The sequence below is a fragment of the Acinetobacter sp. XS-4 genome (assembly GCF_023920705.1).
GTDB lineage: Bacteria > Pseudomonadota > Gammaproteobacteria > Pseudomonadales > Moraxellaceae > Acinetobacter.
The window spans coordinates 330,943-353,216 of sequence record NZ_CP094657.1 but is presented as its reverse complement, the minus strand read 5'-3'; the positions used below and the strand labels follow the sequence as shown (position 1 = coordinate 353,216).

Genomic DNA, 22,274 nt, shown 5'->3' with positions numbered 1-22,274 from the left:
AGTCAGAAGAGGTCTGAGGTTCCGCTGGGGATAGAGGCTAAAGCGCATATCAACCCGTTTATCTTTCCCTTTACGACAACATGTCTATAAAGAGCCTTAGAATATACATAAAACTATTCATTAAATAGAATCATGCTTTAACTCGAAGCATTGCTTCTCGTCTTGTTGCAGAACTTTCGTTCCTGAGCATAGCGGTTAAGAATTACCACCATCCCCTTTAGCATCTTTTAGCCATTTTTTCTGCTGCTTATTCAACTCTACTTTTTCAGCCAACTCTGGTCGACGTTCTAAAGTTCGTTGATAGCGCTGTAAAAAACGCCACTTTTCGATATTGCCATGATGTCCAGATTTTAAAACTTCCGGTACATCCAGCCCCTCAAAATGGTCTGGCTTTGTATATTGTGGACAATCTAAAAGACCATCAACAAAAGAATCTTGTACTGCTGACTGTTCATCTGACATTACATTCGGCAAACGGCGAATAATACTGTCAAGTAACACCATAGCGGGCAATTCACCACCGGATAATACGTAATCACCAATTGACCATTCCTGATCAACATAATGCTGGATCAAACGTTCATCCACTCCCTCATAACGTCCACACAGTACAATTAAGCCGTCGTAATCAACAAACTGCTGTACTGCCTGTTCATTTAAGGTTTTGCCTTGTGGAGACATGTACACCACAGGAACATGAACATATCCTGCTTGTGAGGCAAGCTGTTTGGCATGCGCAATAGCTTTAGCCAAAGGCTCAGCCATCATCACCATCCCAGGGCCACCACCAAATGGACGTTCATCCACTCTTCTGTAGTTTCCCTCAGCAAAATCACGAGGGTTAATACAAGTAACTTGTACGATATCCCGTTTTGCCGCACGTCCGCTGATGCCATAGGCTGTAATCGCTTCAAACATTTCAGGAAAAAGCGTAATGACTGCAAAAAACATTACAGACTCCTCTATTTTCCTGCTGTATTAATCCCAGAAGGATTAATAATCTACGCCCCAATTGACGTAAATACGACCAGCTTCAAGATCAACACGTTGTACTACATCTTTATGCCAAGGAATCATGCGTTCTTCTGAATCAACGCTGTCTGGGGTAGCATGTACCACCATCACATCATTGGCTCCAGTTTCAAACAATTCATGAATTTTACCTAAGTTTACTTCCTGCTCTTCATCATCAAGACCAAACACTGTTAAGCCTTTTAAATCTGACCAGTAGTACTCATCTACATCTGCTTTTGGCAGTTGAGACTTAGCAATCCAGATATTAGCGCCAACCAAGTTTTCTGCTCCAGTGCGATCACTCACACCTTTCAAAGCAACAACTAGACCTTTGCCATGTGGTTTCCAACGTTTTACATCTATTGTTTGCCAACCGGCCTTGGTCTCAATGTACCAAGGCAGGTAGTCAAACATGTTGCTCATAGGTTCTGTATTTGAATACACCCAGAGCCACCCATTCAATCCATAAGCTGAACGTAACTGTCCAATCTGAATACGATCTTCGGGAACATTCTGTGTTGATGTCATGGGCTACCTACTACAAAAAATTATGCAGTAGCTTTTTTAGCTTGAGCAGCTAAAGAAGCAACACGTTCAGAAGGTTGAGCACCTTGAGAAACCCAGTGAGCAAAACGGTCTGCATCTAAACGAAGTTTTTCTGCTTGACCTTGTGCAGTCGGGTTAAAGAAACCGATACGCTCGATGAAACGACCATCACGTGCATTGCGGCTGTCAGTCACAACGATTTGATAGAATGGACGTTTTTTTGCGCCGCCACGTGCTAAACGAATAACAACCATGATAAAAGCCTTATAATTCTTACGGATTATCCCTGCGCCGACCATCGGCAACACTTCAAACCCCTTTCATAGAGGGCAACATTCTACGTGATTTCCGCCCTGAAAGAAAGATTATTTTTTGAGTTATCCGCAGTTTTGAATTTAAATTAGCGTCCATCCCAATTTGATGCTCCAGAAGGAACACAAGCTGTACCACTGTTAATATCGGTCTCCTTTGTCCAGCAGCGCTCGCCACGATAATTTAAAACGATATCTCCATCACCAGACTGTGAAGTTTTTACAATTGGTGTTGCAGTTAACACCCATGTTTCAGCAGTTAAAGCACCAGAAGTAACGGGTGCTAAATTGACCGCATATAGAGGAGTTCCCTGTTCTGGATAAGATTCTGCAATATTTAAATCAGAACTTGTTGCACCTGTGACTTTAAAATTTGCGATTTTGTAGCGTTGAATCTGCATAGCAATTTGTTGCAATGTAGTTTGCATCTCTACACGTTTGGTACGACGAATATGTTCCTGATAAGAGGGATAAGCTATCGCTGCTAAAATCGCAATAATCGCCACAACAACCATTAACTCAATTAAGGTAAAGCCTTTTGTTTTAATTACCACGACTCCCCTCCAGTACCACAAGTTGTATAAGTAACATTGTTAGTGGTTTTGTTCTTACATCGCAACCCGTTACTATTAAATAAAAAAGTAAAATTATTAGGGTCTGAAGCCTCTGCCCTGATAACCCAGTTTTGCCCTAAAGCAATAGTATCCGTTAAGTTTTTCGTCGTATCGTCACCATCTCGTACTGTTATTTGATATTTAACAGCACTACCAATCGCTCCAACAGGCAAAAGTACTGGTGCGGTAGCACCAGTAGAAAAACCTTTATAATTAAAATTTCTAGATTTCTGACGCGCGAGTTGTATGGCGATTTGTTGAATTTGTTGTTGTGCACGTGAAGCATCAGCGCGCAGAACATATGCTTGATATGAAGGGATTGCAACTGCCGCAAAAATCGCAACAATCACTACCACAACCATTAGCTCAATAAGAGTAAAGCCGAAAGAATATGTGAATTTACTTTTCATCACCCATCCCTTCTTAACGGACATACCAACGTTGTGGTATTAAACACATTTTACTACTATTGGATGCAATAATCCCCCCAATAGTTGTGACACCGCGATTTCCCATATTTACACAGTAATTTTTATTATTAGTACTTCCTCCACCATTACTGCCTCCACCGCCACTGCCGCTATTACCACTATCATCAACCACTGCAGTATCTTGAATACCTGCCCCCTGTGAGCAATCTGCACCAGGCGCACACTGAACACTACCATTTTCAGCTGTTAGGGTCGATTTACTACATTGTCCAAAAGGCATACAGAACTGAGTTAAAAAGCTTTCTCCTTTTACCCCCGCTCCACAATCTCCAGACATACCAGCTTTTCCGCCATCAAAAGTAGAAACGAAAATACGGTGATTTAATACGATTGGTGTTGAAAACACTTTTGCATCTTGAATATTGGTTGACTTAAATCGATAAATCCATCCACGGGTAGCAGAAAGTAAAGCAACTGCACCATCATCATAAGCATTCCAGTTTGAATTAGTAATTTCGCCCAATTGATTAGTATTTGTGATTGGGGTTTGATATACGAAATCAGTTTTATATAAATTTCTATCCGCTACATCTTTATCATAGATATTATATACCGCATCATAATTATAACCTTGGCCTGATGCATACTGAGCTAAGGGTTTACTACGATTACCACTACCAATAGAAACAACAGCAAACGTGGTGCCATTATAGTCATATACTGAAAATGCTGGCATTTCATAAAACCGTGGACTAGCAGCACCATTATTTAAATTCAATAACAATTTTGGGGGCTTGGCAAAATTTGCATTTGTTGCTGCAGTATTATCTAAATCAATACGGAATAATTGTCCACCTAGATCACCAAAATAAAGATGGTCAATCAAACCATCACCATTCCGGTCTTCCGTACGAATTTCACTGACGACACTATATTTTAAATTATCAGATTGAGTATAAGCTTCCGCACCTTGAGCTGTGGTTGCTTTAGCACTGGCCCACCAAAGCAACTTACCATTATCAGCGTCAAACATGTATACACCAGCACCCTGACTAATACTAGGGTTGTAGGTATCACTCTCATAGCCTTCATCATAGCCACCGCCAACAAACATTACTCGTTTGCGTTCAGTAGTTTTACCATCGCTTTTCTTCCAATTTACCCAGCCAATACTCGGTTTAGACCAACTTTGACCCATATTGTCTAACGCAGGATAAGTATTACTTGAACCGTTATAATAGGTTTTTTGTTCATCAGGGGATATTTGGAACAGCAACTTTGGATTACTCATATCTTGCAAATTGAGTGCATAATAACTACGCCCTCCCATTCGTAATCCGCCATATACGATCTGTTTACCTTCTTCAGAACCATAACCTTTACCGACAGTAAGTCCTTTTCGACTACTATCTAACACATACTGAGTATAGCTAGCCCAAGGTCCATCAACGCCATAATATAATTTATCGATGCCTCCATTCATGGCATCATTTTTCAAAAATGCTTCAGGTTGCTTTTCGATCATTTCATTTGGTACAAAGGTAAATATCTCTTTCCCACCGTCACTGTCCAAAGCAGTACTATCATTTTTGCCAGCTTTGACTAGATGCAAAACGCCTTGTGTTGTACCAAATAACACATAGTCTTCACGATTTTGTGTATCAATTACACCATTCGTATAAGTAATTTGGCCACTATTAGTAATTAATAGTGGTGAAGAATGCATTAACGCACCAACTTGACGTAAAGCTGTAGTTGCGGTGGCATTTAGAACTAAGTGGTCAGGATCCTTTGCTTGAGTCACAGTCATAGGATACCCTAGCAATGCCATTAAATAACCACGCTTACCATCATTTTGGTAAGTTGTGTCTGTTAGATCCGTCTTTTTAATTTGTCTTAGAGTTGTTGTCGTTGAACCGTCTGCACTTCGATTTGTAAAAAGTTTACGATTCTCTTGTGTTGTTTGATTCATTGTTAATAGTAGTTGTGACCATGCCCCCCCTTTAAAAGTATAACTATTACTTCCAGGTGTATTAGAATCAGCACTATCATTCGTACTATCACTATCGGCATATGCCCAAAAATCACGATTTGGAAGTATTTGTCCCTTTGTACTAGTTGCAGTACTAATTAAGGTATTATTATCTCGGTCTTTTAAAACTCCATTAACTACTGCATATTTTTTGAGGTTACCCGCCCAAAGTTGATAGTTTTTATCTGGGGTAGGTTGAAACTGAGGAAAATAAGCTTGCTTTTGTAATACAGCAGGGTTAAGACTATCTTTAGGAATCGTAGGTGAACCCGTAGTTACAGCTGGAATCTCAGATCCTAAATCTCCAAGAAATGCATTTACACTACTTACAACATCTTGAGAGCTTGAACCAGAATACCAACCACCACTGGCATTGACACCCCATTTTGCAGCTTCTTTTTGATTCGCTGATGCAGTAGAGTTATTAATATTTGCTAAATTTTCTGCTAAAGAAAGTGACCTATTAAAAGATGGAATAATATTAAAATCACTCCCAAAACCGACCACAGCAGTTTTAATCTTTAATCCAACAGGATTACTGCCATTATTTAGTAAAAACTGTGAAAACTGCTGAATACAATTCCAGCCTGTGTCACTATCTGTACAAGCAAATGATTTACCGCTTAAAGCTTTCGACATTAATCCTGATGCAGAAGAGTTACCATTTGGATCTCCATCAGTTAAAACATAAATACCTTGGCCACTACACTGTGTAGTAGTTCCTGTCATTTGTTTAGTAATACTATCGGGACGTACATAGTTTCCCCCACTGGTTGCACCTACACCAGCATAGTCAAAGCCACTATTAGTTAACCCTTGAGTGGTCGTCCCCATTAAAGAGGCTGCTGCCTCCGCATAAGCATTAGCCGTCGGGGTACCGCCTCTAGCACCAAGTTTTGCAATTTCTTCTATGAGTATTCTTCTTTGGGTTTTACCATTTATTACTGTATCCAAACGACGAGCAGGAATACGAACTTGACCTCTTAAATTATCTGCTGAGGTCGGCTCACCAGCACTATTAAATTGCGTTGGACGAGAGAAAGTTGTAAGACCAATCAATTTATCATCTGAAATAGGCAAAATTCCTTTACTACTATTACCGTTAAGCAAATCAATCATGCCATCTTTTACACGAGTAATACGGTCAGGATATTGTGTATCTGGGCCTGCTTTATAGTAATAAGTATTATAGTTTGACGATATTGAGGTCAGACCACTTGTAGATGGTTGACTCTTCAACTTAGTTATACAATCATTTTTCGAGTTAGAATTACCACAGCTATACCAAGATGTCCCAGACTTCATATAATAATAAGTTGGAGCTGTTGCGGTGCAGTAATAACGCTTATATTCTGCGACTCCATTACTAGATAACACATTACTATAACCAGTTTGCACAACATTGCTTGGGATGTCGCATGCACCAGTATCATTTTGAAGCTGTGGATACCCCATAGAACCAGAAATATCTAATACAAACATTAAAGAAATATCACCAGCCTTTGCTTTTTGATAAATATCAATATCACTGGCCTGACTTACGCTACTCGCTACTAAGCTTGTGCATAACGCGGCTACCGCACTTGTTAGAAGCTTTGGATGACATGAAAACCTTAAGTCTTTCTTATCCATTATTATTTCCCCCAATTAATTAAAATCTTGTGCAATAGTGTATTCAGTGACATTGGTGGTAAATGGAACATTTAAGCTGGTTAAGCACTCTGCTACTGACTTTAAAGGATTATCTAAGTCGGATTTATTGGTAACGTCTGGCGCTGCTGTTCCATCTGGAAGCGTAACTTCACTCATATGCTGTTGTAGACATTTATTAATATCAGCACGGTTAACGTTACTTAAACTTGGCATCAATGACACAGCAAAGACCTTGACTCGTTTAGCCTCTTGGACCTGTCCTTCTTTTTCATCGAGACCACGAGTTCGAGCATAAAATGGGTCATCCTCTCCTACAGTCGAAAATTTAACTGCAACCTGAGTCATTACTGTTTTACGACCACTTGTAAACCAGTTATTGTTTGTATCAACTGCATCGCAATATCCATCTGTACCTAATGCGTTATTGGTCGGTGCACTATTTCCGTCTACCCACTGCATTAAGCTGGCACGTCCAATATTAAAAAAGTCGCTTTGATCTCCGCGATAACAAAATACTAATTCCTTATTTTTGTCATTTGCATTACTGATATAACCAAAGAGACCTGTTGCACTTAAACTCTGAATCAGATTAGTTGGATTCTCTATTTGAAAAAAAGAGGCATCTGAATTTTGTAATACCAATTGTTGCACTTGACTAGTAGTTGCGATATTCAAACCAATCAAACCTTTACGAATCGCTATTGTGCCAATAATCATAATTGCGACTAAAAAAATTAGTACCATAATTAATGCTGAGCCACCCTGCTTCAGTTTCATTCACCACGCTCCCCGATTACATTACGCAAGGCAATGGTTTGTGATATCACTTGTCGCACATATTTTTTTGTCGAATTCTCAGGCTTTTTGACTGTGATAGTTTGATCCAATACTGAAAATTTCTGGTCATCTTTAATTGCTACTTCTGGGCCTACCGATTGCAATGAACGAGTTAATAATCCAATTTGTACTGAAACAATACGTGGTCGAGGAGCTGTTAAATTCAAATAATCATGTATTGAAATATAGCGTCGTCCAGCTATCCCTTGAACATTAACTAAAACCCGAAAATAATCCACACGTTTCATTACAATCTCACCTGCATCCCCATAACGAGTTATAGCAGTTGGATTACCCGTTAATGGGTAATACCCAGCATCGCAAGCAAGTGCTAAAGGCTGGTTCGGCTCATCACTATTATTTTTGGCATCTTTACGTAAAAAATAACGCTGAACGACAACTTGACGACCACTAGCAAGAGGAAAATTCAGATTATTTCCTTCACAATCTAGACCACCTTTATATTCATCATCATCTTGAGTTGCCGTACCTTTTGTATCAACTATATATTGTGGTACATATTGAATAACGAGCTGGTCACTAGCAATATCACTACCATTACTTTGGATGTTTGATGCACCAGTCCAAGTATTACCGCTACCAACACTATCCCCGTTACTTCGTGAAAGTAAATTAGTGTTAGCCGTTACACCAACAATAGCTTTATAAAGATTGCTAAGAGGTTCATTAGCCGCATCTTTAGCTGAATTAATTGCAGAGGTTAAGACAATACCGCCATAAGCAGTTTGATCATTAATAACTGCTTTAGGGTTATTTAAGTTGGCAAGACGAATACCTTGAGTTAAATAATTAAGACCAAAATTAGCATTATCCTGCACATCAGAAACACCAAGCTGCATAGATAAACTTTTTTGGCTTGTTAAAAATAATAGTATTGCAGCCGCACTAATTATAAGCCCCAAGGCTAAAGAAAGTATGAGCTCAATTAATGTAAAACCCTGATTTTTTATCATTTTAATAGGTCTCCATAATCACACATGTTGAATTATCGCTATATGAAGTATCTTGAGTACAATCTCCCGGACTAGTTCCATTTGTTGCACTCGTATCGCCCCACGCAATATAAATACATTGACGATTGTTAGTTTTTGGACAAGCAATCATATTCATAGTCATACCTAGAGACGATGAACTTTTAACAACCTGTGCAACATCAAAATCAGCTAAATCTGTATCGCTACAATTATCTTGAAAGCAATTTTTAACAAAGTCTTTCTGTTTACTAGGATCTTGAAGTTGTTGTGTATAGATAGATAAAGAATTACGATTAACTCTGATGCGCTCTGCAATATCACGTGCGATCGTAATTGCTTGTACTCGCGATGTGCTTTCTGAACTTGCCTCTAGTGCCCTATATTGCAAAGCAATAAATCCCAAAATACCGATTGCTAAAATCAGCAAAGCAACTAAAATTTCAATCATACCCATGCCACGTTGGTGTTCAATATTTTTCATGAACATGATCCTTCTGTGGTTGACTGAATTATTCCCATTTTAGAAATACTAATAATTTTTGATTTTTTACCATCTGCCTTATTACAAATTTCAAATGTAGTATCTCCAGTAGCATCTTTTACTAAACCGGACATCAAAAATATTATGGAGGTATCAGATCCTATCTTTAATTGAGCTTTTCCACTTGGCATCCAATTGATTTGATTGTCAGTATCGGCGGTATAAGTAGAATTTAATTGCACTTTTATTTGTCTACGCTCTAATACAGCTTTCATACGTGCCTGATTGATATTTGAAATCAGATCTTCCGTACTCTTATTCAAGTTTTGTTTAACCAACATATCCTCAAATAGTGGCGCAGCCATCATCGCGATAATAGCCATTACTGCAATCGTCACCATGAGCTCAACCAAGGTGAACCCTTCTTGCGGAATAATTCCCCTCATCCCCAGAACCCCAAATAAACTTAAGAATTTTTTATTTATTATTGAAATTTTACGGTTTAGATTTACAAAACAAATACAAAGCAGATAAAGGGTATAAAAAAACAGATAACTGTCACATCAACAATTATCTGTTTTACTATTTTAAAATCAGTATGTTAAACAAGTCACACTTTATGCTTGAGTCACATGAATACGTAATTCTTTAGGAAGACTAAAGGTTATGTTCTCTTCACGTCCATCTAATTCTTTAGGTGCTTGCGCGCCCCAGTCCTGTAAACGTTGAATTACTTGCTTAATTAGAATTTCTGGTGCTGAAGCACCCGCTGTCACACCAATTTTGCAAGTAGCATTGAACCATGACTGCTCTAACTGATCGGCATTATCTACAAGGTAAGCAGCTTTACCCATACGCTCTGCAAGCTCACGTAAACGATTTGAATTTGACGAGTTAGGCGAGCCTACAACTAATACCACATCACATTGTTCGGCCAAATCACGTACAGCATCTTGTCTGTTTTGAGTAGCGTAGCAAATATCATCTTTACGCGGACCTTGAATATGAGGAAATTTTGCACGCAAAGCATCAATAACTTTGGCTGTATCGTCAATAGATAAAGTTGTTTGAGTTACAAATGCAAGTTTTTCAGGATGTCTTACTGCAAGTGCAGCCACATCAGCTTCATCTTCAACCAGATAAATCTCACCACCTTTCAATTTGTCATATTGACCCATGGTTCCTTCAACTTCTGGGTGCCCTTCATGACCAATTAAAATCGCTTCAGTACCTTCACGTGCATATTTAGTCACTTCAATATGAACCTTAGTAACCAAAGGACAAGTCGCATCAAAAACTTTTAAGCCTCGGCGATCCGCTTCTTGCTGAACAGCTTTTGAAACACCGTGAGCACTAAAAATTACAATTGAGTCATCCGGAACCTGATCTAGTTCATCAACAAAAACTGCCCCTCTTTGACGTAAGTCATCAACAACAAATTTATTGTGTACAACTTCATGACGTACATAAATAGGAGGGTTAAAACATTCTAAAGCCCGATTGACGATTGCTATGGCTCGATCAACACCGGCACAAAAACCACGCGGATTAGCTAACACAATTTCCATAACAGCCTCAAAATTAATAAAACAGGGGAATTTCTCTTGAATATTTGCAATTAAAACTATTCAGTTTAAACGCACGGTACACTACAATAGCGAAGATATTTTATCATATCAGGAAAAATATCATGTCGGGTCTATTGTTTGTCGTTTCTGCTGCATCAGGAACGGGCAAAACATCTTTGGTGAAAGCCCTGCTTGACCGTGTGAGCAACTTACATGTTTCAGTCTCGCATACTACCCGAGGTCAACGTCCCGGTGAATTAGATGGTGTTCACTATCACTTCACTACAAAAGATGAATTCCTAGACCAAGTCAACCATGACGGTTTTATTGAATACGCTGAAGTATTTGGTAATTACTATGGCACTTCTCAAGCAACTGTAAAACAACAGTTAGCCCAAGGACACGATGTTCTACTTGAAATTGATTGGCAAGGCGCAGAACAAGTACGTAAACTTTTTCCTGAATCCAAGCAAATTTTTATTTTACCGCCAACACAGTTTGACCTACGTCAGCGTTTATCTAATCGCGGCACAGACTCAGTTGAAGTCATTGAACATCGTTTAAGCTGTGCAGTTGAAGATATGCAGCATTACACGAACTTTGATTACATCATTATTAATGATGACTTTAATAAAGCCTTACATGAGATTGAAGCTGTGATTACAGCAAACCGTCTAGTGTTATCTCAGCAAGCGAAACGTTATCAAACATTAATTCAAGACTTGATTACTCCTCAACCAAAACAGGAATAACTTGAGTCTAGATCGAAAGCCTTTTATACTGTTTAGTCTGTTCAAATTCACCATTCCAAAACGAGAACTTTTATGGCACGCGTCACCGTTGAAGATTGTTTAGATCATGTAGACAACCGTTTTGAGCTTGTGCTCGTTGCAAGTAAACGTGCTCGTCAATTGGCACGTCAAGGCATGGAGCCAACTGTAGAATGGGATAACGACAAACCGACTGTAGTTTCTTTGCGCGAAATCGCGGCAGGGCACGTTACGAAAGAAATTCTTAAACAACGTGAACAAGATTATCAAACTTCTAGTCTTGATCTTGCTCTTTCTACAAACAGCTTGAATTTAGAAGGTTTTTCTTTCTAATTTATTCTGTTTCATAAAAAAACCATCGTTTTTCTGCGGTGGTTTTTTATTTGGCTTTGCCTTGAGTTTAAAGATATTGAAAAAAGCAATTATTTTCATTGAAAAAAAAATACACTTTTTCAAATGAAAAAATTGACAAGTTCCGCAATATGCTTTTCATTAAGAAGTAGATAGATTTAGTTTCTCAGCATTAGGAAAAAGGGTGATTTATGCCAGGCGAAGAGGTCAGCCAAGCCAAGCAACAGCTTAAATTGATTATCGACCCTTACTTATCGGTAAGTGAAGTCGAGAAAGTGCTTGCTGCCTGTGATTTTGCCGATCTAGCGCATACTGGCATTACACGTAAAAGTGGTGAACCCTATATTCTGCACCCAATTGCTGTTAGCTGCATTCTTGCAAACATGCGTTTAGATGCTGAAACCTTGATGGCAGCACTTTTGCATGATGTTATTGAAGACACTCAATATACAAAAGAAGACATTACTGAAAAGTTCGGTCTAACAGTTGCCGAGCTTGTTGATGGCGTAACCAAACTTAGCCAGTCGAGTGATAAGGAATATAACAAAGCCGCCTCATTCCGAAAAATCTTGCAAGCGACCTTACAAGACCCACGTGTCATTATTATTAAATTAGCCGATCGCTATCATAATATGACAACTCTAGGTGCTTTACGTCCAGATAAACGTGCCCGCATTGCTCAAGAAACTCTTGATATCTTCGTGCCAATGGCAAGATTAGTCGGCATGAATGAAATGGGCGATAATCTAGAAAATCTTTGTTATCAAAATCTTGATCTTGACTTGTTTGATAACGTGCAAAATGCACTGCTTTTAACCAAACCAGAGCGATGTAAATATCAAAGTATCTGGGAACAAAATCTCGCTGAACTTCTTCACAATTATCACATTCAAGGCCGCATTAAAAAGAAAAATAACAATATCGAATTATTACGCCATTTCGTTAAAAATGAGATGGATCTACAAGAACTTACCCATAGTCATGCTTTTGAAATCGTTTTACAAACAATTGCTGACTGTGACCGCCTAGTTGATGCTTTAAGAGAAAACTTTCAGGTCATTCAATATCAGGATCATATCCGTCGTCCGTTACCTGGTGGCAACCAATCTTTACTGATTAAACTTAAAGGCGAGAAAACCACACTATCTCTTACCATTCAAACTGAGCTTATGCGTAAAGCTGCCCGTTTTGGAGTAGTGCTTGGTGAAAATGCGCCACAAACTTGTCGTTCAGCTATTCAGGCCTCTATGCAAAACCTGAATACGCTTATTGATGGAGAGTGTGCAAAAACAACCTTCAATGACTTATTAGATTACTTACATCAAGAAAAAATTTGGGTTTATACACCCCATGGTCAACTCCATGAGTTACCACAAGGCGCTACCGTAGTCGATTTTGCTTATTCTGCTAGTTTATTTCTAGGTAACCATGCTGTTGGTGCAAAAGTAGATGGTGAGATTAAACCATTGTCGACACCATTAATTAGCGGTCAGGTTATCGAAGTTATTACGGATGTTTTAGCAACACCAAATCCAGACTGGCTAAGTTTTATTAATACGCAAAAAGCTCGACGTGCATTACAGCACGTTCTTAAAGATCAAGACATTGAAGAACAGCGCTTAGTCGGTGCACAAGCACTTTCTCGAGCACTGAAACTCTTTAATCGTTCGATTAACGATCTCTCTGAAGCTGACTGGTTAGATTTACTTCAATGGCGCCACATCGATAATAAAAATACATTGTTTGAACAAATTGCTGTTGGTGACTTACTACCTCAACTCGTAGCGAATCACCTATTTGCTCATGACAAACATCCACAAGTGGAAAATTCAGATCGACTCATTCAAAGTACCGAAGGTATCGACGTTAAATATGCACATTGCTGCAATCCAGTTCTAGGCGACCCAATTCAAGGCCATTTAACACGTCGTGGGTTAATTGTGCATCGTATCCGCTGCCATAACTTGCTACATGAACAACATCTACATCCTGAAAATATTATGCCGCTTCAATGGAAAGCAGACGATGTAGACGATGTTCGTTTTACAGCCTACCTCGCTATAGATATGGCAATGAATGATGAGCAGGTATCAGACCTGATCTATCAATGCCGTAAAAATAATGCAGGGGTAGAAATGGTTCACTCAAATGAGCAAAGAACTTTTGTTAATGTTGTAGTCAACAACCGTAAACATATTGCAAAAGTCATCCGCGACTTACGCATGCATTATGGTTTTCCACGTATTGAGCGTTTGGATGCCCCGACTCCACAAATGGAAATTTCAAAAGTAAGCTAAGTCTTTACAAGGGCTATTGGTCAGGCTTATGTTTCTTTAACAAAATCAAACTTTCCAAATCCACTTAATCAGTTAAATCGATGATACTTTTGTCCAAACCGATCATCGATTATGATGGAAAGAGATTTAATCAAGGAGAACCAAATGTCCCGCCAAGTGATTCATACTGAAAATGCCCCTGCTGCTATCGGCACATACTCTCAAGCTATTTTAGTAGATAATACGTTATATCTTTCAGGGCAAATTGGTTTAGACCCATACAGTATGGAACTTGTAGAAGGTATCGAAGCTCAAATTCGCCGTGTATTTGATAATTTAAAAGCGGTTTGTGAAGCTGCTGGCGGCTCTCTAGCAGACATTGCCAAGCTCAATATTTTTCTAACTGATTTATCAAATTTCCAACTTGTAAACCAAATTATGGGTGAATATTTTGCTCAACCTTATCCTGCCCGTGCAGCTCTTGGTGTAGCAAGCTTACCAAAAGATGCATTAGTTGAAATGGATGGAATTGTAGTTATTAATCAATAAGATATAAAAATATATTAAATATTTTTCGCTGAATTATTAACTATAAATCATGAACCACCTTTGTATAAAATCTGGACACCACTCAGATTTCCGCTCAGGTGGTCTTTTTTTATCCAAAATCCCAATAATAATAAATGAGATTTTAAATGAATTTCATTGACAAACGATAATAATTATCAATAATATCAATTATCGCATTTATATTTGGGGATCACTCCCATGTACGTTTGCTTGTGTCGTGGCATTACCGATCAAGATATTAAAGACGCTGTTGAAAATGGCGCTGAAAGCTATCGCGAAATTCGTGATTTGCTTGATCTTGGTACTTGCTGTGGACGCTGTGCACCAGAAGCGCGTGCTATTATTAATGAAGAATTAGCAGAAATCGCTGCTCGTATTTCCGTAGCTGCGTAAAAGAATTATAAACATTTAACAGTATTTATTAGCTCCTCCACCGCTTTTTGCGGAACGTTAATAGTTCCTCATTCAAGCGGTTTTTTTTGGCTGGAAACTCTCCTTTCCTAATATTGTGTTGTTTTTGATTGCGATTTTCATTTGCTGTTCTATAAATTACTCGCCATATCAGTATTTGTTCACTAAAATGGTTTCATAGATTGCCTTAATTGAATTGAGGCAGAAATTGTTTTGGAGTAGCTACAATGAAAGGCAATCGTGATGTCATTAATCAGCTCAACCAAGTGCTGTATCATCATTTAACTGCAATTAATCAATACTTTTTACATTCACGCATGTTTAATGATTGGGGAATTGAGCAGCTAGGCTCTGCTGAATATAAAGAATCCATTCGTCAAATGAAACATGCAGACAAAATTATTGAACGTATTTTATTTTTGGAAGGCCTACCTAATCTTCAACACTTAGGCAAACTTTATATTGGTCAACATACAGAAGAAGTTCTGCAATGTGATATTCGTAAAGTGAAAGAAAATATAGAGGCAATTCAAAAAGCAGTTGCACTCGCTGAAACAGAACAAGACTATGTGACTCGTGATCTTGTTCAAGAAATTTTAGAAAAAGAAGAAGAATATTGGGACTGGTTAGATACTCAAATTGACCTTATTGGCAATGTAGGTATTGAAAATTACATCCAGAGTCAAATGTAATTTCTCATAAAAGAATCCCCTTGAGCACAAGGGGATTTTTTTATTACTTTTCTTTTAATAACTCTGGTAGCGTTATTTTTTGCTTATAGAGATGCTTTAAAATTAATATTTGCTGCTCTGCTTGCTCTGGTTTTCCATTATAAGCCAGCAATTTTGCATATTTACGTAAATTATATGGAGTTGCTTTATTCTTTACCGAGTTCCCCCACCGGACTAGATCAGCTTCAGGTAATTTAGTTTTTGGATTAAGCTCAATCCATTTTAAACGCTCTTCAAACTGCGTTAAAACAAAAATGTTACGGCTTCCCATAAACTCTGCATTTGGCTTTTTATTCTTATACAGTAAATTACTGTTCAGAACATAGACATTGTAATCACGTAAAATCGCAATAATAAGCAGTAAACTGGCTGCCCATATTAAGCGAAAAAGTTGCTTATTAAGTACAACTCCCTTGAGTACTGGAGTCTGTGCCTGAACAATACCAAGCAAGAAACCACAGGTAAGCAAGAAATAAGCATAGCGCTGTGGGAACTCGAACATGGCATGAATAAACACAGCGCACACCATCATAATCGCTATAATTGAGATGGTTTCTTTAGCCTGTTGATTTAACCAAAGGAACCAACACGCAAAGTAAGCAATGATTACAGTCGCTAATGGAATGCCATTCCAGATAATTAAATCAAGCAGTACATTATGGGCACTATTAAACCATACATGTACAGTTCCATATTGAATACTATCAACTACAGCAACACTAGTTTGACTCCACCCATACCCTGCCCATGGCTGCTGAGCTATAGCATGCAATATTTGTATCCACATACCTACACGTTCATGCCCCGAACCTGCACGAGCAACAAATGTACTTGTTTCAGTAATCTGTGTATTTGTAGAGAATTCAATAAATTGAGTAATATACGGTAAGATAAATCCAGCAATTAAGAAAAATGTTAAGCACCACAAGAAGCCTTGAACAAATCCAAATCTTTTTTGCTTTCTAAACTGCTTAATCATCCAATAGATGAGTAAGAATGGAAAAACTATCCATGAGGTTCTTGACTGACTTAATGCCACCGTAAATAAAATAATGAGCGTTGAAGGCAGCAACAACCAGATTGTTACTTTATTCTTTTCATATAAATACAAACACCCTAATAATCCAATAATTAAAAAGGTTGCCATATTATTAGGTTGACCAAAATTACCGTAAGGACGATTACCCAGTAGCTTAAGCACATAGGGAATATGAGACTCAATATTCAACCATTGGCAAATGGCAATGAAACTAGTAACAAGCGATACAATAATTACGAGTAAACTAAAACCAGAAAAGATTTGATCTCTCTTTTGCTGATCCAAAGACAGGTTATAGCCAGCCAAGACCATAAACCAAAAACCTAGCAAGTAAAATGAACTTAATAAGGCTGTGCTCAAATCAAAAACTAAACCAAAACCCCACTGCACCATTGGAATTAAAATAAATGGTAGCAACAATAGTTGTGCTCTAGGAATTTTAATATTTTGCTGAATTAGAGCGGCTAATACGCATAATCCAGCCCCAAAAGTACTCACTTCACTTGAGAACATAACCCAAGGACTATAGTGAAATGGAGACAACCATGCAAAACCTAACAGGATTGCAGCGAGGAATAAGAAGAATACTTGCATAGTGACAGGTTAGAGACCAAAACTTGAGAGAATTATACATGGAAGAGGATGCTAAGAATTAAGCCCTATTTGTATTCTCTCATCCAATTTCTCACTTCCAAGGTCTTAGATCCACAATTTTAACAACCTGAGCGGAGCTCTGATTCATTAAAACGACCATATCTATAGCATTAGCTTTTAAAGGAACCCATACATCAGCTGATGGATATTTTCTTAGTATTTCTTTTACTTGCTGTTTAGAATTATATTTTTCTAGTTGATTTAAGTTTTGAGCATGTTTTTGTATTTGTAGTTTTACTTGAGTAAGTTCCTTATAATTTTGAGGATCTTGCGTTAAAGAAACACCTTCAAATAACTCTTTAAACATTTCTTTTTGCTTCAATTTAGGATCTTGAGAGTATTGAATACCAACAAATTTTGGCCCTGTTAAAGAAGATTTATATGGTTTAGATACAATCTCATTATCGCGTATCAATTCAAATTGATCGACACTGTAAACTATCCATACTGGCCTTCCCTTAAATACATGGTAACTCCCAAAGAGAAAAGCACTAATTTGCAATATACAAATAATTGCTAAGTCAAATTTTAGAGTTTTTTTGCCTTCTTTATAAACTAATAGGCCTAAAAAAGGTCCAAAAATGACATCGATAAAAATTAATAAAAGTAATATATGCTCTAACCCAGTTGCTTTAGTCAAAGGCGAGGGATACCACATAAGAAAAATAAAGAAAAGCAATGAACTAATAATCAGAACTGAAAAAGTTATATGTAATACAAAAAACTTAATACGTTTACTCATATGTAATCCAAATAAAAAGCTGGAATAAATCCAGCTTTTTACTTTTAAAATTAATTAGTTCTTGCAAGAACCAGGAAGGTATTTAGCATCAATCGTTGTACCATTTGTAGCCTTAGTTGCTAATGTTACACCCTGTGGTTTTGCCGCATTTCCACAAACCCAAGTTACGTTTCTTGCTGCATCAACACCAGGAATTAGAGACAACACTTTAGTCGACAATGCACTTGAGTTTGCTTTATTACCATACGTAATATTAATGCCGCCATCAGCTACATCCATTTGTGATACATAATTACCTTTATAATCTGTATTGGTACCACCAGCACAAACTGTAGCAGCATTTTTACCACAAACCGCTGCTTTAATATCAGCTGGCCAATCACCTACATCAGTATAATAATCATTTACAGCTGTTTTAACACCACCAGCCATATTCAGACCTTCAGTTACTTGTGAACGAACTGTGTAATCCTGATAAGCTGGAATTGCAATTGCCGCCAAAATACCGATAATCGCAACCACGATCATGAGTTCAATTAATGTAAAACCTTTTTGTGCATTCATAGCCTTTTCCCCAAAGATTGTATGTATGTTTTTATATAAGCTTTTTCAGCTATTAACTATATTGCACCATTCATGCCAACTATTATTTTATTTATAAAACAAAAACTTATGTTAATTTTAAAATTTACTTAATCTAAAATCACTGTAAATAACTGACAAAAATCGTCATATAAATTTTGGTTATAACAGATCACACATCAAAAAAAGTAAACAAAACTTATCAAACTTTATATTTGTTTTTGTGAGCAAATTCTCTTTAAAAATAAATAAATAGGTGACATTTTTTGTCAGTCACCTTAAAAAGTAAAAATTTAAAAATTATGAGATACAGAACACTTTTAAAAAATAACTTAATTAATAATAATTGGAGCATTTCCCAATTCATTGGATTGATCCGGCATGTTTTCGTCATAAAAATGTGACAACACCTCTCCAATTTGCTGTACACCAATCACTACAGCTTGTTGATATTGTTGTTCTTTAAGCTGTTGAACGATAGACTCACAAATCTGGTGCCAGACCTGATCATTAGTCGCATTTCTAATACCACGGTCAAATATAATTTCTACAGTACGTTCACATAAATTTAGGTATAACAATACTCCGCTATTTAATGCAGTATCCCAAACGCCTAATTCTGCAAATAACTGCTGTGCTCGTAAACGTGTATTTTGTCTATAGGCTTGCGAACATGGAATATGACCTTCTATTACAACTTGTATTTCGCCAATATGCCCCTGTTCTGCTTGCTGTACAGCATCAGCAATAATTTGCTTATCTTGTTTTGAAAAATAACGACTACTGGCCGGAAAATAACATAAATGTTTAAACCAACGTTTTAGACTCGGTTCTACAGATTCCTCAATTTTGGGCTGAGTAATAATTTGTGTTGTTTCTGATGTTGTTACCATGAGCCTGAAGCACCTCCACCGCCAAAACGTCCACCGCCGCCGCCATAGCCTCCCCCACCACCGCCGAAGCCTCCTCCACGTCCACCGCCGCCGCCAGAGCCACTCAAAATGGCCTGTAAAATAAGTTGGGCAATAGAAGTAATTAATAGAAAGAAGATTCCAAAACCAAGTAATAAGCTAGTCACTAGACCTGCGCCATTTACAAAACCTGCTACCGCAGCAGTAACACCAGCAGTAGATGCGCTAAGAGGTCGTCCTACAATAAATGAACCCACAATTCCAGCAACAAGAATAAATAGAGCCATTGTGAGCGTTGTTTGTTTGGCCTGTTGCTCTTCTGCGGCTTGATGTTGTCGTTCTTTTAAATCTTGAGCCGCTTGCTGAGCGACTTCCGGATCAAGATTTAAAATCCTTCCGATTTCATCAAGACCTGCATTTAAACCTTGCGCATATTGGGCTTGTTTAAAATAAGGTGTAATTTGGTTTCGAATAATCCGACTTGCGACAATATCAGGCAATATGCCTTCTAAACCATATCCAGTTAAAATTTGTATACGGCGATCATTTACCGCAACTGCAATGAGTAATCCATTGTCACGCTTAGCTGAGCCTAATTGCCACTGCTCGCCCACTCGTAATGCATAATCAAAAATATCTTCTTGACCCGTAGTTGGAACAATAACGATGCCAATTTGGGCTTTGCCTTGTTGGTATAAACTCAGAATTTTTTGGTCGAGCTGCTGTTTCTCCGCCTCACTTAAAATATTCGCTTGATCAATAACAGGCTGATTTAAAGTTGGCAAACCACGAATTGACTCACCATCTGCCATATCGTTAGCGACTTTAGACGAAGCAGTAACACTTGAAGCAGGTTGTTCACCCGATTTAGATGCGGTGGCTTGATTTTGCTGCTTTTGAATAATTTTGCCCGCTACTATGGTGTCGGTTTCATCAGTAGCAGTTGCAATATTACTTTCACTCCATGCCGTATTCTGAAAAAGAACACCACAACAGAGCAAAATTAAGGTCGCAATAAAGACCTTAATTTTTTTAGCCTGAAGCAATATAATCTTTCTCATATGGCACTCCTTTGATTTATTAAATTAATCAAAAGAAACTTTTGGAGCCTGTTGTGCAGAAGCTTCTGCAGAGAAATTGGCTTTTGGATGCATACCAATTACTTTTGCTGTTACTGCCTGCGGGAATTGACGTACATATGAGTTATAGTCTTGTACAGTTGTAATATAACGATTACGGGCAACTGCAATACGGTTTTCTGTACCCTCAAGCTGAACTTGTAATTCTTGGAATTGAGTGTTGGCTTTCAAATCTGGATAGTTTTCAGACACAGCAATCAGTCGAGATAATGCTCCTGTTAGCTGACTTTGAGCCTGTTGATATTTTTCAAGTAAAGCTGGATCTTCTAAAACTTCTTTATCAACTTTTAAGCCCGCAACATTTGAGCGTGCCTGTGTTACTTCGGTTAACACCTGCTCTTCATGTTTAGCATAACCTTTTACTACATTTACAAGGTTTGGTACTAAATCTGATCGACGTTGATATTGGTTTTGTACTTCAGACCAAGATGCTGTTACTGCCTCATCTTTTACTTGTAACGTATTATAGCCACACCCCGAAAATAGTAAGGTACTGGCAAGTGTCGTTGCGATTGCAAATTGTTTCAACGTTTTCATCGTCACATTATCCTCAAGTTTTTCTTTATATTTTTAACCTCTTTACCCGATTGTATGATGAATTTGGCATTATTGTGTTGCTTTTATTTTATTGATTTTTAAAAACCGGATTTTTAAATCCGGTTACCTATTAACTTAATCTTTGATCTTTTTCTTGTTGAAAACTTGCCATTTGATATTCTTCGGCTAAAGAACTTTTCCAGTAATCGACCATCTTGTCGTAATCCTTTTGACTCGGATGAAAGTCTTTTTTGTAATATGCGAAGTATTCAGGCATTAATTGGACAAGCATTTTTATCAGTAAATATGACCCAAATAAATTACCTCCAATTTTAGGTAAGCTGTTCCATTTATCTTGCCAAAATAAACGAGTTGTCCCATAAAAAGCGAGACTCGCAAATCCAGTAGTGACACTTCGCATGAGTAAATGACGGATACGGTCATCTCCATATACATGCTGATAGACATCAAATGCGACTGAACGATGCTCAATTTCTTCAATCGCATGCCATACCCAAAGTTTGAGCGCATCTTGATCTAAGGTTTTCAATAGCTCTGGATGCTGTAGAACATATGCTCCAAGTAGAGCTGTAAAATGTTCAAAAGCACAGGTAAGAGCCAATTGAAGTTTAGGTGGAATCGTTCTTAAATATTTATCACGCTCATTTAACCAGTTTTGAAAACTGTCCAGATTATAATCATCACGTCGCCAAGCTTCATTAAACTCGCCATGTGCTTTGGAATGCATAGCCTCTTGTCCAATAAAAGCTGCAATTTGTGCTTGTAATTGAGGGTCTGAAACTTTATCACGTACATTACGTACGCTATTTACAAAAAATTGCTCACCCACTGGAAACGTTGATGAGAGTGCAGTTAAAAAATGAGACATGAGGGGTGAATTTGCAAAATAGTGCCGCTTGATCGCCTTTGGATTAAATTCAAGACGACGCACTGTAATACCCAACGCTTTTCGACGATTTAAATATGATTTTTCTGCCGTCATATCTGCGATGTTCATACTCAACACCTATTGTATTGAAGAAGGAAGTTTTGAGTATGTCGCGAGCTTAAAAAGCTAA

General features: G+C 37.9%; 24 protein-coding genes and 2 pseudogenes. 8 read left to right on the top strand and 18 right to left on the bottom strand.

Annotation, left to right across the window (positions count from 1 at the left end):
* Positions 1-195: 195 nt before the first annotated feature.
* The 10 genes from trmD to MMY79_RS01645 form a co-directional block, all read right to left on the bottom strand.
* Positions 196-951 carry a tRNA (guanosine(37)-N1)-methyltransferase TrmD gene (trmD, locus tag MMY79_RS01690; RefSeq protein WP_252611554.1) on the bottom strand — a complete coding sequence of 252 codons (756 nt, stop codon included), beginning with the start codon at positions 949-951 and terminating at the stop codon, positions 196-198.
* Positions 952-993: 42 nt separating this feature from the next.
* Complete coding sequence (gene rimM / locus MMY79_RS01685; RefSeq protein ID WP_004789777.1) at positions 994-1,542, bottom strand: ribosome maturation factor RimM; 549 nt, start codon at positions 1,540-1,542, stop codon at positions 994-996.
* A 20-nt stretch (positions 1,543-1,562) separates the two neighbouring features.
* Positions 1,563-1,814: a 30S ribosomal protein S16 gene (rpsP, locus tag MMY79_RS01680; protein ID WP_000260334.1), complete on the bottom strand. Its 252-nt coding sequence runs from the start codon at positions 1,812-1,814 to the stop codon at positions 1,563-1,565.
* A gap of 146 nt (positions 1,815-1,960) precedes the next feature.
* Complete coding sequence (locus MMY79_RS01675; protein WP_289781522.1) at positions 1,961-2,425, bottom strand: type IV pilin protein; 465 nt, start codon at positions 2,423-2,425, stop codon at positions 1,961-1,963.
* Positions 2,419-2,895 carry a type IV pilin protein gene (locus tag MMY79_RS01670; protein WP_252611553.1) on the bottom strand — a complete coding sequence of 159 codons (477 nt, stop codon included), beginning with the start codon at positions 2,893-2,895 and terminating at the stop codon, positions 2,419-2,421. Before MMY79_RS01670 ends, MMY79_RS01675 begins: the two co-directional genes overlap by 7 nt.
* A gap of 13 nt (positions 2,896-2,908) precedes the next feature.
* Positions 2,909-6,580, bottom strand: coding sequence for a PilC/PilY family type IV pilus protein (locus MMY79_RS01665; RefSeq protein ID WP_252611551.1), 3,672 nt, complete (start codon positions 6,578-6,580; stop codon positions 2,909-2,911).
* A 15-nt stretch (positions 6,581-6,595) separates the two neighbouring features.
* Entirely contained in the window at positions 6,596-7,378 is a 783-nt protein-coding gene (locus tag MMY79_RS01660) for a pilus assembly protein PilX (RefSeq protein WP_252611549.1), read from the bottom strand.
* On the bottom strand, positions 7,375-8,412 hold the full coding sequence (locus MMY79_RS01655) for a PilW family protein (protein ID WP_252611547.1): 1,038 nt from the start codon (positions 8,410-8,412) through the stop codon (positions 7,375-7,377). Before MMY79_RS01655 ends, MMY79_RS01660 begins: the two co-directional genes overlap by 4 nt.
* 1 nt (position 8,413) lies before the next feature.
* Positions 8,414-8,914, bottom strand: coding sequence for a type IV pilus modification protein PilV (gene pilV, locus MMY79_RS01650; RefSeq protein WP_252613401.1), 501 nt, complete (start codon positions 8,912-8,914; stop codon positions 8,414-8,416).
* The gene (locus MMY79_RS01645) at positions 8,911-9,360 is read right to left on the bottom strand and encodes a GspH/FimT family pseudopilin (RefSeq protein ID WP_252611545.1); all 450 of its coding nucleotides are present in this window, start codon (positions 9,358-9,360) and stop codon (positions 8,911-8,913) included. Before MMY79_RS01645 ends, pilV begins: the two co-directional genes overlap by 4 nt.
* On the opposite strand from MMY79_RS01645, the pseudogene MMY79_RS01640 reads away from it, so the two are divergent.
* Positions 9,269-9,566: pseudogene (locus MMY79_RS01640) on the top strand (hypothetical protein); the annotation flags it as partial. The gene MMY79_RS01645 and the pseudogene MMY79_RS01640 sit on opposite strands and share 92 nt — an antisense overlap.
* Here MMY79_RS01640 and ispH read toward each other — a convergent pair.
* Positions 9,532-10,482: a 4-hydroxy-3-methylbut-2-enyl diphosphate reductase gene (ispH, locus tag MMY79_RS01635; protein WP_252611542.1), complete on the bottom strand. Its 951-nt coding sequence runs from the start codon at positions 10,480-10,482 to the stop codon at positions 9,532-9,534. The pseudogene MMY79_RS01640 and the gene ispH sit on opposite strands and share 35 nt — an antisense overlap.
* 122 nt (positions 10,483-10,604) lie before the next feature.
* On the opposite strand from ispH, the gene gmk reads away from it, so the two are divergent.
* From gmk to bfr, 7 genes and pseudogenes are all read left to right on the top strand, one after another.
* The gene (gene gmk, locus MMY79_RS01630; RefSeq protein WP_004789787.1) at positions 10,605-11,234 is read left to right on the top strand and encodes a guanylate kinase; all 630 of its coding nucleotides are present in this window, start codon (positions 10,605-10,607) and stop codon (positions 11,232-11,234) included.
* A 72-nt stretch (positions 11,235-11,306) separates the two neighbouring features.
* Positions 11,307-11,585: a DNA-directed RNA polymerase subunit omega gene (gene rpoZ / locus MMY79_RS01625; protein ID WP_002116990.1), complete on the top strand. Its 279-nt coding sequence runs from the start codon at positions 11,307-11,309 to the stop codon at positions 11,583-11,585.
* Between the two features lie 38 nt (positions 11,586-11,623).
* Positions 11,624-11,755 (top strand): annotated as a pseudogene (locus MMY79_RS01620) (hypothetical protein).
* 39 nt (positions 11,756-11,794) lie between these two features.
* Positions 11,795-13,900, top strand: coding sequence for an HD domain-containing protein (locus MMY79_RS01615; protein ID WP_252611540.1), 2,106 nt, complete (start codon positions 11,795-11,797; stop codon positions 13,898-13,900).
* A gap of 144 nt (positions 13,901-14,044) precedes the next feature.
* Complete coding sequence (locus tag MMY79_RS01610; RefSeq protein ID WP_202743343.1) at positions 14,045-14,428, top strand: RidA family protein; 384 nt, start codon at positions 14,045-14,047, stop codon at positions 14,426-14,428.
* 219 nt (positions 14,429-14,647) lie between these two features.
* A complete protein-coding gene (locus MMY79_RS01605) occupies positions 14,648-14,842 on the top strand; it encodes a bacterioferritin-associated ferredoxin (RefSeq protein ID WP_004789790.1) in 195 nt (64 codons plus the stop codon).
* 245 nt (positions 14,843-15,087) lie between these two features.
* Positions 15,088-15,552, top strand: coding sequence for a bacterioferritin (bfr, locus tag MMY79_RS01600; protein ID WP_107880565.1), 465 nt, complete (start codon positions 15,088-15,090; stop codon positions 15,550-15,552).
* A gap of 43 nt (positions 15,553-15,595) precedes the next feature.
* On the opposite strand, the gene MMY79_RS01595 is transcribed toward bfr, so the two are convergent.
* The 7 genes from MMY79_RS01595 to MMY79_RS01565 all read right to left on the bottom strand — a co-directional run bounded on the left by MMY79_RS01595 (position 15,596) and on the right by MMY79_RS01565 (position 22,213).
* Entirely contained in the window at positions 15,596-17,224 is a 1,629-nt protein-coding gene (locus MMY79_RS01595) for an O-antigen ligase family protein (protein ID WP_252611538.1), read from the bottom strand.
* A 91-nt stretch (positions 17,225-17,315) separates the two neighbouring features.
* Positions 17,316-18,026, bottom strand: a complete 711-nt coding sequence (tfpZ, locus tag MMY79_RS01590; RefSeq protein WP_252611536.1) for a TfpX/TfpZ family type IV pilin accessory protein — start codon at positions 18,024-18,026, stop codon at positions 17,316-17,318.
* A 54-nt stretch (positions 18,027-18,080) separates the two neighbouring features.
* Positions 18,081-18,590: a pilin gene (locus tag MMY79_RS01585; protein WP_252611534.1), complete on the bottom strand. Its 510-nt coding sequence runs from the start codon at positions 18,588-18,590 to the stop codon at positions 18,081-18,083.
* 350 nt (positions 18,591-18,940) lie between these two features.
* A complete protein-coding gene (locus MMY79_RS01580) occupies positions 18,941-19,501 on the bottom strand; it encodes a TPM domain-containing protein (protein WP_252611532.1) in 561 nt (186 codons plus the stop codon).
* A complete protein-coding gene (locus MMY79_RS01575; protein ID WP_252611530.1) occupies positions 19,495-20,580 on the bottom strand; it encodes a TPM domain-containing protein in 1,086 nt (361 codons plus the stop codon). The genes MMY79_RS01580 and MMY79_RS01575 overlap by 7 nt, the downstream gene beginning before the upstream one ends.
* Before the next feature lie 24 nt (positions 20,581-20,604).
* Positions 20,605-21,195, bottom strand: coding sequence for a LemA family protein (locus MMY79_RS01570; protein WP_252611528.1), 591 nt, complete (start codon positions 21,193-21,195; stop codon positions 20,605-20,607).
* A gap of 130 nt (positions 21,196-21,325) precedes the next feature.
* A complete protein-coding gene (locus tag MMY79_RS01565; protein WP_252611526.1) occupies positions 21,326-22,213 on the bottom strand; it encodes a metal-dependent hydrolase in 888 nt (295 codons plus the stop codon).
* Between the last annotated feature and the right edge of the window lie 61 nt (positions 22,214-22,274).